The following is a 14,168-nucleotide window of genomic DNA, read 5'->3' as shown; positions in this document are numbered from 1 at the left end:
ACCGCCGCCGCCGTCGTCGCCCCGCCCGCAGCCGACCATCGAACAAGATCTACCCAAACCCAGACTTCAGTCACACATCGTGACGACTGGCGTCGGACGGGGTGCCCCGCCGAGCCGGGCTCCTGGGGCGGAGCCCGGCTCGGCGGGGACCCTAGGGCGGACTCCGACTCGGCGCGGACGGCGGCGGCGACGCGGGCGGGGCGCGACTCGGCACGGACAGCGATGTCGGTGTCGATACCGGTGCCGATCTGGACGTCAACGCCGGTGGTGCTGGCGAGGTCGACGTCGTCTCGGTCCCAGCGGCCTTGGTGGGCGCCGTGACCAGAGCCGGGACCAGAGCGCCAGCGGAGTTCGGGGGCGTCGACCGGGCCGTCGGAAGCGCCGTCACGGCGCTGGACGTTCCGCCCGGCCCCGCCGACTGGAACGGGGCGCTGGTGGTGGCAGCAGCGATGGTGCCATCCCGATTGATCTTGGGTAGCGCCGCCGGGGGCCGACCGCCGGGCTGCGCGGCCGGCTGGCCGACGCCGTAGATCGCCTGGTAGATCCGCTTGGCGACCGGCGCGGCGTACTCGGCGCCGGTACCCGAGTCGGGAATGGAGACCACGACGACGTACTGCGGGTCGTTCGCCGGCGCGAAGGAGGCGAACCACGAGGTGTCGCCCTTGCCCTCGACCTCGGCGGTGCCGGTCTTGCCGGCGATCGGGATCGTCGCGCTCGGCCAGTCGGCGAACACGCCGGTCGCGGTGCCACCGGGCTCGCTGGTCACGCCCCGCAGGCTGTCGCGGATGTAGGCGAGGATCTGCGGGCTGACCGGTAGGGCAGCGACCTTGGTCGGCTGAAAGGTCTGGACGACCTTGCCCTCCGGCGAGATCGCGGCCTTGGCCAGGGTCGGCCTGTAGAGGGTGCCGCCGTTGGCGATCGCCGCGTAGGCGTTGGCGAGCTGCAGCGGACTCACCGACAGGTACTGCCCCTGGCCGATGGCGAACTGGGTGGCGGCACCGGCGTTGTAGAGGTAGCCGTCGACGCAGGCCTCGGCGGCGTACTTGCGGAAACGTTCCGCCTTTGCCGGGTCCTTCTCCTCCGGGTAGCCGTTTTTCGCCCGCCGGCAGTAGGAGTCCTTGAGCTCCTCCCAGATGGCCTTGGCGTCGGCCCGGTCGACGACCGAGCCCTTCGCCTCCCCCGGCAGGTCGATCCCGGTGCTGCGACCGAACCCCAGGGCCTCGGCCATCCGGACGAAGTACTCCTTCGGTGGCGCGTACGGCCCGCGTCCGTTGCGCAGGCCACCGTCTCCGAGCCAGGAGTCATAGGCGAACTGGTCGAAGATGACGTCGCAGGAGATGACCAGCGCCTGGTGCAGCGTGATGGGCCCGGCGGACTCACCGTCGAAGTTGTGGAAGACCTGGTCGCCGATCTGCAGCGTCTGCGAGCAGGGGAAACGCTGGTCGCCGCCGGCGCCGAGGTTCGCCATGGCGACGGCGGTCGAGACCGGCTTGAACGTCGAGCCGGCCGCGCCCGAGCCCTGGTACACCCGGGACAGCAACGGAATGCCGTTGGCCGGATCGGACAGCGCCCGGTAGTCCGCATCGGACACCCCGCCGACGAACACCGACGGGTCGTAGGACGGCAGGCTCGCCATCGCGACCACGCCGCCGGTGCGGGCGTTCAACACGACCGCCGACCCGGTCCGCGCTCCCCCGCCGAGGGAGTTGATCGTGTCCTGCAGGGCCTGCTCGGCGGCCTGCTGCACACCGAGGTCGAGGTTGAGCACCAGATGGTCGCCGCTGGCCGGCGCGGTGGTGGACGCGGTGCCGGCAACCCGGCCGAACCGGTCGACCTCGAGGCGCTGGACGCCGTCGGCGCCGCGCAGCTCGTCGTCATAGGTGCTTTCCAGGCCGGCGACGCCGATCAGGCTGTTGAGGTGGTAGCCCTTCTCGTCGCCCTGCTTGTCGAGCTGATCCTGGGTGACGGGGGCGAGGTAACCGAGTTCGTGCGCGGCGAGCGCCCCGTGCGGGTACTCCCGGACGGCCTGCAGGTCGGCGGACACGCCGGGGAAGCGGTCGGGATGTTCGATCACCGCGAGGGCCTGCTGCGCGGAGACGTCCTTGGCGACGGGAACCGGCTGGTAGGGCGAACCGTTCCAACAGGGCGGCTTGACCTGCGCGGTGCAGAACCGGATCCGTTTGAGCAGATCATCGGCCGGGGTGCCGATCACGCCGGCCAGTCGGGTCAGAACGGCCTTGCCGTGGTCGGTCTGCCGGTCGGTCGCCGACCGGTTCACCGAGATCACCAGGGACGTGCGGTTGCGCACGAGGGGCTGGCCGTGGTCGTCGAGGATCATGCCGCGGGTGGCCGGGGTGACCACCTCGCGGACCCGGTTTGTCTCCGCGACCTGCCGGTAGTGGTCGCCGTCGAGGATCTGCAGCACCCACAGCCGGGCGCCGAGGGTGACCAGCAGCGAGAGCACCACGACGCGCAGCAGCGTGACGCGGATCCGCATCCGGTCGTTCATCGGCCGCCCCGGCCGCGGTCACCGGCGAGCCGGCGGCCACCCCGCAGCAGCAACGGGAACACGAACGGCGTGACGATCACCGCGTAGAGGCCGGCGACCACGGCCCGCCCAAGAGCCTCACCGCCGGTCATCGCCGCCTCACCGAGCAGCGACGTCATGGCCGCATAGCCCAGAGTGCCCAGCACGCTGGCTCCGCCGACCACCGCCAGAGGCACCACTACCGACCGTTCCGCCGCATCCATCACCAGACCCACAGCGTAGCCGATCAGACACATAACGAGAGCAGACTGCCCGAGAACATGCGTGGATGCCAGATCGCCGACCAGGCCGGCGACAAAGCCGCTGATCGCCCCGACCAGCGGACCCTCGAGCAACGCGATCGACGCCAGCAGTACCAGGACCAGATCGAGGCGCCCGCCGGGCAGATCGAGGCGGGCCACCACCGACACCTGCGCAACGATCGCGACCAGCAGCACCGCGACCGCGGCAGCCACACTGCGTACCCGCACGGACTCGTCGGAGTCGAAAATCTCCCACATACCGGTTCAGCCAGCCCCGGCCGGATCGACCGTCGCCCCGGCTGCCGGGGTAGGACCGGGGCTGGTGGCAGCGGTGGGGGCGGTGGGGGCGCCGTCGGCGGGGATGGGGGCAACCGCCGGGGCGGAGGGCTGTGCCGGGGCGGGCTGCGGGGGCAGCAGGCGGTCGCCCGGGTCGGCCGGCGGGCGCCCGACGACCACACCGACGACATCGAGCGTACCGACCGACACGTACGGCTTCACCTCCGCCGTACGGGACAGCCCGCCGACGTCGGTGACCTTGGTGACCTCGCCGATGGGCACGCCGGCGACGTAGTCCATGCTGCCGAAGGTCGTGAGCCGGTCACCCTTCTGCACCCGGAAGGACGCGTCGTACACGGTGAAGACCAGCGTGGACGGGCCCTGGCCGCCGGCCACGGCGCCGAGCAGCTGGGTGCGCTCGAGGCGGGCGCCGATCCGGCTGTTCGGATCACAGGCCAGCCGCACGACGGCGGTGTGCGCGGTGACCGAGGCGACCGTGCCGACCAGACCATCGGCGTTGAGGACCGTCTTGTCGGCGGCCACGCCGTCGTCCTTGCCGGCGTTGATGGTGACGGTCCAGTCCGTCCCGGTGACGTCACCGATTGCGATCACCTTGGCCGGGACCACGGTGTACTGTCCCTTGTCCGCGAGCAGCCGCAGCGCGGCCAGCTCCTTGCCGGTCCGGGTGATCACATCGTTGTCGGCGAGGTCGCGGCGCAGCCGGGCGTTCTCCTGGGCGAGCCGGTCGGCCCGGTCGTGATAACGGTTCGGGTGGGTCAACGACGAGACGGTTCGGCCGATCGGGCGGACCACGTCACTCACCCCGCTCTCGACGCCGCCGAGGGCGCTGTGCACGACGCCACGCGCGCCGGTCGCCGACCGGCCCGTCCGGTAGTCGAGGGTGATCAGCGTGAACGCCGCAATGAGCAGAGCAACGATCACCAGGCGGGATCGCCTCGTGTCACGCCCCACAGCAGCCTCCGAACGAGCTCTCAGATCCCGCACCGCGACCGGGCGCGCACCGGGACACCGCCCATCGCTCCCATCGGACGATCGACCTCGCCGCGATGTTCCCGGATCCCCCGTGTGGTTCCCCGCCGGGACGGGAACAGCAGTCGGACTTACCCGGAGCCCGCCCGGAGGTGGTCCCCCCGAACGGGCGCCTCAGCGCCGTGGCTCGGAGATGAGCACCTGCTGCAGCGCCTCGAACTCCTCGACGCACTTGCCCGAGCCCATCGCCACCGAATGCAGCGGGTTCTCGGCGATGTGGATCGGCATGCCGGTCTCGTGCCGCAGCCGTTCGTCCAGGCCGCGCAGCAGCGCCCCGCCACCGGTGAGGACGATGCCGCGGTCCATGATGTCGCCGGACAGTTCCGGCGGGCAGCGGTCCAGGGTCACCTTCACCGCGTCGATCACGGCGTTGACCGGCTCCTCGATCGCCTTGCGGATCTCCTCGGCGGACACCACGATCGTTTTGGGCAGACCGGTGACCAGGTCGCGCCCGCGGATCTCGGCGCTGGGCTCGTCGGGAACCTTGTACGCCGACCCGATCGCCATCTTGATCTCCTCCGCGGTGCGCTCGCCGAGCATCAGCGAGTACTCCTTCTTCACGTAGGAGATGATCGCGACGTCGAGTTCGTCGCCGGCGGTGCGGATCGACTGACTGGTGACGATGCCGCCGAGCGAGATCACCGCGACCTCGGTGGTGCCCCCGCCGATGTCGACCACCATGTTGCCGGTCGGCTCGTGCACGGGCAGGCCCGCGCCGATCGCCGCGGCCATCGGCTCCTCGATGATGAACACCCGGCGGGCGCCGGCCTCGTAACCCGCGTCCTTGACCGCTCGCTGCTCGACGCCGGTGATGCCCGACGGCACGCAGACGACCAGGCGTGGCTTGGCGAAGTGGCGCCGGCGATGCACCTTCTGGATGAAGTAGCGCAGCATCCGCTCGGTGGTCTCGAAGTCGGCGATGACGCCGTCCTTGAGCGGGCGCACCGCCACGACGTTGCCCGGGGTGCGGCCGATCATCCGCTTCGCGTCCGTCCCGACGGCGAGAATGCCCGACGTCGTGGTGTTGATCGCGACCACACTCGGCTCGTTCAGGACGATTCCGCGCCCCCGTACGTACACCAGGGTGTTGGCGGTACCGAGATCAACGGCCATGTCACGACCGAGAAACGACAGTGAGCTGGACATCGTCGGTACCGACCTTCCCGGGGGGATGCGGTCCTGGCCGCCTCCGGCGCGGCGACGCCGGTGGCCACCGGAACCGGACACCGCGTGGAACACGTACAGGGTTCGTTGCTCGGGCAGGGCTGGCCGAAGCGCCTGGACGATGCGTGCGACCGACCGGCACCGCCGGCCCGTGCCACCCACCGGACACGCTCCGGGCGAGTACCAGAAGGGTAGACCGCCACGCAGTCCACCGCTGCCTTGGACGGCGGTGGAGCCACTCGTGTCATGGTTACGCCGGATCGACCCGCTGGATACCCAGAGGCGTCACATAGGAGCTACACAGCGCAGTTGTCCGAACAGGCAGGTCGCGCCCGGCGGCCAGCCGGCCAGGCCTGCCGGTCGAGGCCGACCGAGCCGGCCCGACCGGGCGCCGACGTCAGCTCAGGCCGGGGAAGAACAGGTCGATCTCCCGCTTGGCCGACTCCGGCGAGTCGGACCCGTGCACGAGGTTCTGGCCGATCTCCAGCGCGTAGTCGCCACGCAGCGAACCGGGGGCGGCCTTGACCGGGTCGGTCGCGCCGATCAGGCCACGGGAGGCCTCAACGGCCCGGGGACCCTCGGCGACGAGCGCCACCAGCGGACCGGAGGTGATGAAGTCGACGAGCTCGCCGAAGAAAGGCTTGCTCGAGTGCTCGCCATAGTGCGTCTCGGCGACCGAGCGGGCAAGCGTGCGCAGCTCGAGGGCCACCAGGGTGAGCCCCTTGCGTTCGAGCCGGCCGACCACCTCACCGACGAGACCACGGCTGACGCCGTCCGGCTTGACCAGGATGAGGGTGCGCTCGGCGGACACGGTTCTCCTTCTCGATCATCGACGTCGTCGTCAGCGGGAACCCGTGGGCCCCACGTCAACTTACAGGGTGCCTGACCCATCACCATGGCCGAACCGGGCCGACTCAGGACCGCAGCAACACCCTCGCCCGACCCACAACAGGTGCCGAACCCGTCACCAGCACGCCCGCTCCCCCGAGGTCGGATTCGGCCTCGGCAAGGCGGACGGCGTCATCCAGGGCGTCGTCGAGGTGGGGGGTGACCTCGATGCGGTCCGCCCCGAACACGCCGGCGGCGACCGCGGCAAGATCGTCCACGGGCAGGGCACCCGCCGTCGCCCCGCTGGTGAGCACCACCGCGGCAAGCGCCGGCTCGAGCGCGGCAAGAATCCGGGCCGCCTGCGACTCGTCGCCCTCCACGGCGACGACGCCGACCAGGGACTCGAAGCTGAAGGCCTCCTGCAGGGCGTCCACGACGGCGGCGGTCGCGAGCGGGCTGTCGGCGACGTCGAGCACGATGGTCGGGCTGCGCCGCACCACCTCGAGCCGGCCGCGGCCGTCGACCTGGGCGAGCGCGGCCCGCACGACATCGAGGTCAAGCTGGTTCTGCCCGCCACCGAGGAACGCCTCGACCGTGGCCAGGGCGACAGCGGCGTCGTGCGCCTGGTGCGCGCCGTGCAGCGGCAGGAACAGCTCCTCGTAGGTTCCGCCGAGACCCTTCAACGTGATCATCTGGCCGCCGACGGCGACCCGGCGGCCCAGCACCCCGAACTCCATGCCCTCCCGCGCCACCGTGCTCCCGGCCAGCGCCGCCCGCCGCAGCAGCGCCCGGGCCGCCGGCAACGCCTGCTGGGCCAGCACGACCAGCGTGCCGGACCGGATCACGGCGCCCACCGGCGCGGCGATCCGGTCCAGCTCCGGGTCATCGCCCCCGGTGGACTCGACGTCGAGCTCCGCGGGCCGGCCGGCCGCGAACCGCCCCTGTTCGGACCAGCCATCCCCCGGGTCCCCGTCCGGCGACCAGCCGTCCTCGGACCAGCCGTCCTCGGACCAGGCTGTGGCCACCGGAGTCACCGCGGCGACCGGCACGTCCAGCAGATCGGCCAGATCACCGAATCCGCCCGCACCGGGCCGTTCGGAACCCGGGCCGCCGGACTCGACCACGGCGAGGTCAACCGGGGAGTCGGCGAAAGCCGCGACGGCGACCGCCACCAGCAGTTCACCCGCGCTCAGCCAACCGTCGTCCTCCACCAGGGGCAGGTAGGGCGCGATGTCGGCATAGGCCCGCTCGAGCACCTCGGCCGGGATCGCGGCACCCACGAGCCCCACCTGCTCAGCGGGCCCCATCCACTCGGGAGCGCGCAGGCTGCCGGCACGGACGCCGAACCCCTCGAGCAGCGCGGTGATCACCGCGAGGGTCGAACTCTTGCCCACCGAACCCGCGACGACGATGCTCGGAAACGCCCGCTGGGGCTGGCCGAGCAGGTCGAGCAGGCGACGCAGCCGGTCCAGCCCGGGCTGCGCCACGACGGTGGCCCGCCGGGCGTGGGCGGCAGCGAAGCGGGCCGGACCCGACCAGTCCTGATCCTCCGAGGATGCGGTGGAACCTGAGCCGGCCGTGGTGCCGGCGTTCGCAGCGGCGCCTGTCACACCGCCGATCCTACGGGGACCGGTCCGGGCGGGTGTGCTGCGGCACGTTCGCCCCGGTGGCGGTGTGAACGGGTTCATCCGTGTTGCGCGAGTCGCTACTGTCGAGGCCGGTCTGCGGAGTCCGGGCGGCGGGAGCCGACCTGGTCAGGGAGGCGGAGTCAGCCGGTGACGTGGACTTACGAGGCGGCGCGTGCGGCGCTGGACAGATCGGTCGACCTGGAAAAGCAGGCGATCACCGCGCAGTCACCGGTGCCGAGCCTGGACCGGATGCGGGAGCTGGCCCGGCGCCTCGGCGACCCGCAGCGCCGTTTCCCGGTGATCCACCTGACCGGCACGAACGGCAAGACGTCCACGGCCCGGATCACCGCGGCGCTGCTCGGCGCGGCCGGCCGGCGCGTCGGCCTTTACACCAGCCCACACCTGGAACGGGTCAACGAGCGGCTCGTGCTGTCCGGGCGTCCCGTGGACGACGACGTGTTCGCCCGCTGCGTCGGCGCCGCGGTGGACGCGGCCGCGCCGATGGCCGAGCGTCCGACGTTCTTCGAGCTGCTCACCGCCGCCGCCTTCGGTTGGTTCGCCGAGTCCGCCGCGGACGTGGCGGTGATCGAGGTCGGGCTGCTCGGTCGGTGGGACGCCACCAACATCGCCGATGGACGGGTTGCGGTGGTCACCAGCGTGGGGGCGGACCATCTGGACTATGCCGGCAGCCTCGACGGCGTGGCCCAGGAGAAGGCCGGCATCGTCAAGCCCGGTGCCCAGCTCGTCCTCGGGGAGGTCGAGGCCCGCTTCGACCCGGTGTTCACCCGCACGCCGGCTGCCGGCATCCAGCGGCTCGGCACGGAGTTCGCCTTCCTTGACGGCCGCCCGGACCCCACCGGACGCCGCGGGAGCCTGCGCACGGCGCTCGCCCGATACGACGATGTGCTGCTTGCGCTGCACGGTACCTACCAGGAGGCCAACGCGGCCTGTGCGCTCGCGGCGGTGGAGGCGTTCGTCGGTGCGGCCCTGCCCGCCGAGGTGGTCGAGGCGGGTCTGGCCGCGGTCCGGGCGCCGGGCCGGCTGGAGATCGTCGGCGCGGCCCCGCTACGGGTCCTCGACGGCGCGCACAATCCGGCGGCGACCGCGGCGCTCGTCCGATCGCTGACCGAGGAGTTCCCGGCACGGCGGTGGACCGTCGTCTACGGAGCGCTGCGCGGCCACGACTTCGAGGCCACGCTCGCGGAGCTGGACGGCACGCTGGTCGACATGGTGCTGTGCTGTGAACCCGCGTCTCCACGGGCGATCCCGGCCGAGCAGCTGGCCGCCGCGGCACAACGCCTCGGTCTGCCCGCGCGAGCCCAGCCGAAGGTCACCACCGCCGTACGGCAGGCCCTGCACCACGCCGGACCAACCGGGGCGATCCTGGTGACCGGCTCCTTCTACCACCTCACCGAGGCTCGTCGGATCCTGAGCGTCGTGCCCCGACGTGACCCGACCTGACCTGACGAGACCGGCCCGGCTCGGCCTAGTGCAACGCGACGCGACGCACCTCGCCGAGTCCATCCCCCAGTCAGGCGGACTTCTCCTGCCGCGGGGCGCGCTTGGAGGCGACGTCGCGGGGCACCAGCGTCGGGTTGACGTGCTCGAGGACGACCTCGCGGGTGACGACCACCCGGGCCACGTCCTTGCGGCTGGGGATGTCGTACATGACCGACAGCAGCACCTCCTCCAGGATCGCCCGCAGGCCACGGGCACCGGTGCCACGCAGGATCGCCTGGTCGGCGATGGCCTCCAGGGCGTCGGAGGTGAAGTCGAGATCGACGTTGTCCAGCTCGAACAGCCGCTTGTACTGGCGGACCAACGCGTTCTTCGGCTCGGTGAGGATGCAGATCAGCGCCTCGCGATCAAGGTTCGACACGCTGGTGAGCACCGGAAGGCGGCCGATGAACTCCGGGATCATGCCGTACTTGAGCAGGTCCTCGGGCATGATGTCGCCGAAGACGTCGGCGGCGTCCGGGTCGTCCTTGCCGTGCAGCACCGCGCGGAAGCCGAGGGACTTCTTGCCGATCCGGGATTCGATGATCCGGTCCAGCCCGGCGAACGCGCCACCCACGATGAACAGGACGTTTGTGGTGTCGATCTGGATGAACTCCTGGTGCGGGTGCTTACGCCCCCCCTGGGGCGGCACGCTCGCGGTGGTGCCCTCGAGAATCTTCAGCAGCGCCTGCTGCACGCCTTCGCCCGATACGTCCCGGGTGATACTGGGGTTTTCGGACTTGCGCGCAATCTTGTCGACCTCATCGATATAGATGATGCCGGTCTCGGCCTTCTTGACGTCATAATCGGCCGCCTGGATGAGCTTGAGCAGGATGTTCTCGACATCCTCGCCGACATAGCCGGCCTCGGTCAGCGCGGTCGCGTCGGCAATGGCGAACGGGACGTTGAGCATCCGGGCAAGGGTCTGCGCGAGCAGCGTCTTGCCGCAGCCGGTCGGGCCGAGCAGCAGGATGTTGCTCTTGGCGAGCTCGACCTCGCCCTTGGTCCCGTCACCGGCCGCGGATCCACTGGCCTGCACCCGCTTGTAGTGGTTGTAGACCGCGACCGACAGGGTCTTCTTCGCCGTCTCCTGGCCCACGACGTAGCCGTCGAGGAACTCGTAGATCTCACGCGGCTTGGGAAGCTCGTCCCACTTGAGCTCGGAGGACTCCGACAGTTCCTCTTCGATGATCTCGTTGCACAGATCGATGCACTCGTCGCAGATATAGACGCCAGGGCCGGCGATGAGCTTTTTCACCTGCTTCTGCGATTTGCCACAGAAGGAGCACTTGAGCAGGTCACCGCCATCACCGATGCGTGCCACCGAGGACTCAGTCCCTTCGTCCAGACGATGGTGTCGCCTGCGTGTCAGGGGCGGTTGACACCGCCCGGTCGTCGCGTGTCTGCCTGCAACCATCCCCGTGGGGACGGTACCCCGCCGAGCGACCCGGTGAGTGCCCTATCGCTCGGCTCGTACCGGTCAGCCTACGGTCATCTGGGCCGACCTCGCGCGTCCACACCGTCCGGTTAGGCCAAGGCGTCACGGACTGGACCCGCTGACCACATGTGCGCTCACCCGTGTCCCGGCGTGGTGGACCCCCACGCCGGGACACTCCTGGTGCTCCGTTCAGCTCGTCGTGGCGAGCCGGGAGGACTTACGGGTCTTGATGACCTCGTCGATGAGGCCGTACTCCTTGGCCTCGGTGGCACTGAAGATCTTGTCCCGCTCGATGTCCTTGCGGATGGCCTCTTCCTTGCGGCCCGTGTGCACGGCGAGCATCCGCTCGAGCAGCGACCGCATCCGCAGGATCTCGCGCGCCTGGATCTCGATGTCGCTGGACTGACCCTCGCCCTGTGCGGACGGCTGGTGGATCAGGATCCGGCTGTTCTCCAGAGCGAACCGCTTGCCGGGGGTACCGGCGGCGAGCAGCACCGCGGCGGCCGACGCGGCCTGGCCCATGCAGATCGTCGAGATGTCGGGCCGCACGAACTGCATCGTGTCGTAGATCGCGGTCAGCGACGTGAACGAGCCACCGGGCGAGTTGATGTAGATCGAGATGTCGCGGTCCGGGTCCTCGGACTCGAGGAACAGCAGCTGCGCCATCACGTCGTTCGCCGAGACGTCGTCGATCTGCACGCCGAGGAAGACGATCCGCTCCTTGAGCAGCTTCGAGTACGGGTCCATACCGTACTCGCCGCGCGACGTCTTCTCGATGATGTTCGGCAGGACGTAGCGGCCCTGCGGGGCCGCCACGGCGCCCTGGCGGACCTGTTCGGACCGCATCTGCTGGTAGAGCGTCTCGTGGAACATGGTGGATGCCTCCGGGAAACGGATGACGACATGCGGTCCGGGTGAGTGGCGTACGACGGCCTCGAGCGGCGGTGGGGCCCGCTCAGCTCACCGGGCCTTCGCTGGGGACCTGACGGGCCTGCTGGACGACGTGATCGACGAAGCCGTAGTCCTTGGCCTCATCGGCGGTGAACCAGCGGTCGCGGTCGGAGTCGCGCTCGATCTGCTCGATCGGCTGGCCGGTGTGGAACGCGATGCGCTCCTGCATCATCCGCTTCGTGTAGAGCATCTGCTCCGCCTGAATGGCGATGTCAGAGGCGGTGCCACCGATCCCACCGGACGGCTGGTGCATCATGATCCGCGCGTGCGGCAGGGAGTAACGCTTGCCCGCGGCTCCGGCACACAGCAGGAACTGGCCCATCGACGCCGCAAGACCCAGCGACACGGTGGCGACGTCGTTCTCGACGAACTGCATCGTGTCGTAGATCGCCATCCCGGCGCTCACCGAGCCGCCCGGCGAGTTGATGTAGAGGAAGATGTCGCGGGTCGGGTCCTCCGCGTTGAGCAGCAACAGCTGCGCGCAGATCGTGTTCGCGATCGAGTCCTCGACAACCGAGCCGAGGAAGACGATCCGGTTGGCCAGCAGTCGGTTGAAGACCTGGTCATCGAAGGCGGGTCCACCCTGGCCGGGTGAACGGAGCTCCGAACCCGGGACGGGCAGGCGCGGAACTGCGAGGTTACTCACGGTCAGCTCCTCGGCTTCCTCACATGGGGCGGCTGATTGACCGGCTCGACACTATCTGTGACACGCGCGAGTTCCGGCTCTTCCGGCTCGATGTTCGCGCTGGGCGTGAGGACCGGCCAGTCCAGCCGCCCGGCCGGCAACACCCCGCGACGCCTGGCGACGTTCGGCGACGTTCGGCCCTGCCCTGTCCTGCACCGGTCGGCCGACCGGGCGCGCAGCCCGTCGACCTCCGCGAACACCGCCACCGCGATGCTCGCCAGACGCACCGACGATGCCCAGCGGCACAACGACGATGTCGAGGGATACAACGACGATGGCCCCTGGAACACGTCCAGGGGCCATCGAGGTGATCGGGGTCCGTTCGGCGCCCGGCGGGTGCCCGGCGCGAAGGGGTCAGACGTCGCGGTCGCGGGCCTCTGCGGTGGCCGTGGCGCCGGCCGGTGCGCCGCTGTCGGCCTCCGCCGCCGCGGTGGCGGTCTCGTCGCCCTCGGCGGCCTGGGCCGGGTCGTCCGCGGGCTGGTTGCCCTCGGCGGCGTCGTCGTCCGGCTCGTCACCCTCGACGGCCGCCCGGCTCGGCAGCGCGAGCTCCACCGGGCCGCCCTCGCCGTCCACGACCGTGACGTTCTCCAGCAGCAGGAACAGTGCCTTGGTCCGCAGCACGTCGGCCATCAGGGCCTGCAGGCCCTCGCCCTGGGCGAGCTGCTGGGCGAACACGTCCGGCTGCACCCCGGAACGCTGGGCACGCAGGATGACCTGCTCCATCAGTTCGCTCTGATCGATCCCGATCGACTCGGCGTCGATGACCGCGTCGAGGATGAACTGTGAGCGGATCGCCTTGCCGGCGTTCTCCCGCACCTCGGCGTCGAACTCCTCGGCCGACTTCTCCAGCGTGGCCAGGTAACCGGCCCGATCGGTGCCCAGGTGCTCCAGCTCGTGGGTCAACCGGTGCTCGCGCGCCTCGAGCTCGCTGGTCAGCAGCGAGTCGGGCACAGGCACCTCGACCCGCTCCAACAGCGCCTCCAGGAGCTTCTCCCGGGCCTGCCCGACCTGCTCGGCCCGACGGGTCTGCTCGAGCCGACGGGCCACGTCCGCGCGCAGCTCGTCGAGCGTGTCGAACTCGCTGGCGATGGTGGCGAACTCGTCGTCGAGGGCCGGGAGTTCCTTCTCCTTGACCCCGCGGACGGTCGCGGTGACCTGCGCCGACTGACCGACCTGGTCACCACCGAGCAGCTCGGTGGTGAAGGTGCGGGCCTCGCCGTCGGCGGCACCGATGATCGCCTCGTCGATGCCGGCAACCAGGTTCCCGCTGCCGACCTCATAGGACAGCCCGGTCGCCTCGGCGCCCTCGACGGGCTTGCCGTCCACCTCGGCGGACAGGTCCAGCGAGACGAAGTCGCCGTCCTGCACCGGGCGCTCCACCGGGGTGAGCTGGGCGAACCGGTCACGCAGCCCGGAGAGCTGCTCCTCGACCTGCTCGTCGGTCACCTCGGCCGCATCCACCGTGATGGACAGGTCGGAAAACTCGGGCAACGTCAGCTCGGGTCGCACGTCCACCTCGGCGGTGAACACCAGCTGGCCGCCATCGGCGAACTCGGTGATGTCGACCTCGGGCCGGGACAGCACGTCGACCTCTTCGGCCTGCACGGCCTCGGAGTACAGCTGCGGCAGCGCCTCCTGGACGGCCTCGTCGAGAATGACGCCGCGACCGAGCCGCTGGTCGAGGATGCGCGGCGGAACCTTGCCCGGCCGGAAGCCCGAGACCCGCACCTGGCGGGCGAGCTTGCGGTAGGTGGCATCGAGCGAGGGCTTGAGCTCGTCGAAGGGCACCTCGACGGTGAGCTTGACCCGGGTCGGGCTGAGGGTCTCCTTGGTGGCCTTCACGGCGCGGCTGTCTCCTGGT

The 14,168-nt window shown here is 70.5% G+C and carries 11 protein-coding genes; 1 reads left to right on the top strand and 10 read right to left on the bottom strand.

The features are described from left to right. Positions 1-151: 151 nt before the first annotated feature. The 6 genes from mrdA to ND747_RS09065 form a co-directional block, all read right to left on the bottom strand. On the bottom strand, positions 152-2,509 hold the full coding sequence (gene mrdA / locus ND747_RS09090; protein ID WP_251733050.1) for a penicillin-binding protein 2: 2,358 nt from the start codon (positions 2,507-2,509) through the stop codon (positions 152-154). Then, positions 2,506-3,048, bottom strand: coding sequence for a rod shape-determining protein MreD (mreD, locus tag ND747_RS09085; RefSeq protein ID WP_251733049.1), 543 nt, complete (start codon positions 3,046-3,048; stop codon positions 2,506-2,508). Before mreD ends, mrdA begins: the two co-directional genes overlap by 4 nt. A 6-nt stretch (positions 3,049-3,054) precedes the next feature. Then, a complete protein-coding gene (gene mreC, locus ND747_RS09080; RefSeq protein WP_251733048.1) occupies positions 3,055-4,038 on the bottom strand; it encodes a rod shape-determining protein MreC in 984 nt (327 codons plus the stop codon). Positions 4,039-4,230: 192 nt separating this feature from the next. Next, complete coding sequence (locus ND747_RS09075; RefSeq protein WP_251733047.1) at positions 4,231-5,262, bottom strand: rod shape-determining protein; 1,032 nt, start codon at positions 5,260-5,262, stop codon at positions 4,231-4,233. Between the two features lie 415 nt (positions 5,263-5,677). Next, positions 5,678-6,091, bottom strand: coding sequence for a nucleoside-diphosphate kinase (ndk, locus tag ND747_RS09070; RefSeq protein WP_251733046.1), 414 nt, complete (start codon positions 6,089-6,091; stop codon positions 5,678-5,680). Positions 6,092-6,194: 103 nt separating this feature from the next. Further along, positions 6,195-7,718 (bottom strand): glutamate ligase domain-containing protein, encoded by a 1,524-nt coding sequence (locus tag ND747_RS09065; protein WP_251733045.1) that lies wholly within the window; start codon positions 7,716-7,718, stop codon positions 6,195-6,197. A gap of 165 nt (positions 7,719-7,883) precedes the next feature. Here ND747_RS09065 and ND747_RS09060 point away from each other — a divergent pair, with 165 nt between their 5' ends. Beyond that, positions 7,884-9,197 carry a glutamate ligase domain-containing protein gene (locus ND747_RS09060; RefSeq protein ID WP_251733044.1) on the top strand — a complete coding sequence of 438 codons (1,314 nt, stop codon included), beginning with the start codon at positions 7,884-7,886 and terminating at the stop codon, positions 9,195-9,197. 70 nt (positions 9,198-9,267) lie between these two features. Here the strand turns inward: ND747_RS09060 and clpX are convergent, their stop codons facing one another. From clpX to tig, 4 genes are all read right to left on the bottom strand, one after another. Continuing rightward, positions 9,268-10,557 (bottom strand): ATP-dependent Clp protease ATP-binding subunit ClpX, encoded by a 1,290-nt coding sequence (gene clpX / locus ND747_RS09055; RefSeq protein WP_251733043.1) that lies wholly within the window; start codon positions 10,555-10,557, stop codon positions 9,268-9,270. 303 nt (positions 10,558-10,860) lie between these two features. Further along, entirely contained in the window at positions 10,861-11,517 is a 657-nt protein-coding gene (locus ND747_RS09050; RefSeq protein WP_251733057.1) for an ATP-dependent Clp protease proteolytic subunit, read from the bottom strand. 109 nt (positions 11,518-11,626) lie between these two features. Then, on the bottom strand, positions 11,627-12,268 hold the full coding sequence (locus ND747_RS09045; protein ID WP_251733042.1) for an ATP-dependent Clp protease proteolytic subunit: 642 nt from the start codon (positions 12,266-12,268) through the stop codon (positions 11,627-11,629). Between the two features lie 393 nt (positions 12,269-12,661). Further along, positions 12,662-14,149, bottom strand: coding sequence for a trigger factor (gene tig / locus ND747_RS09040; protein ID WP_251733041.1), 1,488 nt, complete (start codon positions 14,147-14,149; stop codon positions 12,662-12,664). Positions 14,150-14,168 lie beyond the last annotated feature (19 nt).

It is taken from the genome of Frankia sp. R82 (genome assembly GCF_023716925.1).
In the GTDB taxonomy this organism is placed as follows: domain Bacteria; phylum Actinomycetota; class Actinomycetes; order Frankiales; family Frankiaceae; genus Frankia.
The sequence above is the reverse complement of the archived record's forward strand: the minus strand, read 5'-3'. Positions and strand labels throughout refer to the sequence as shown.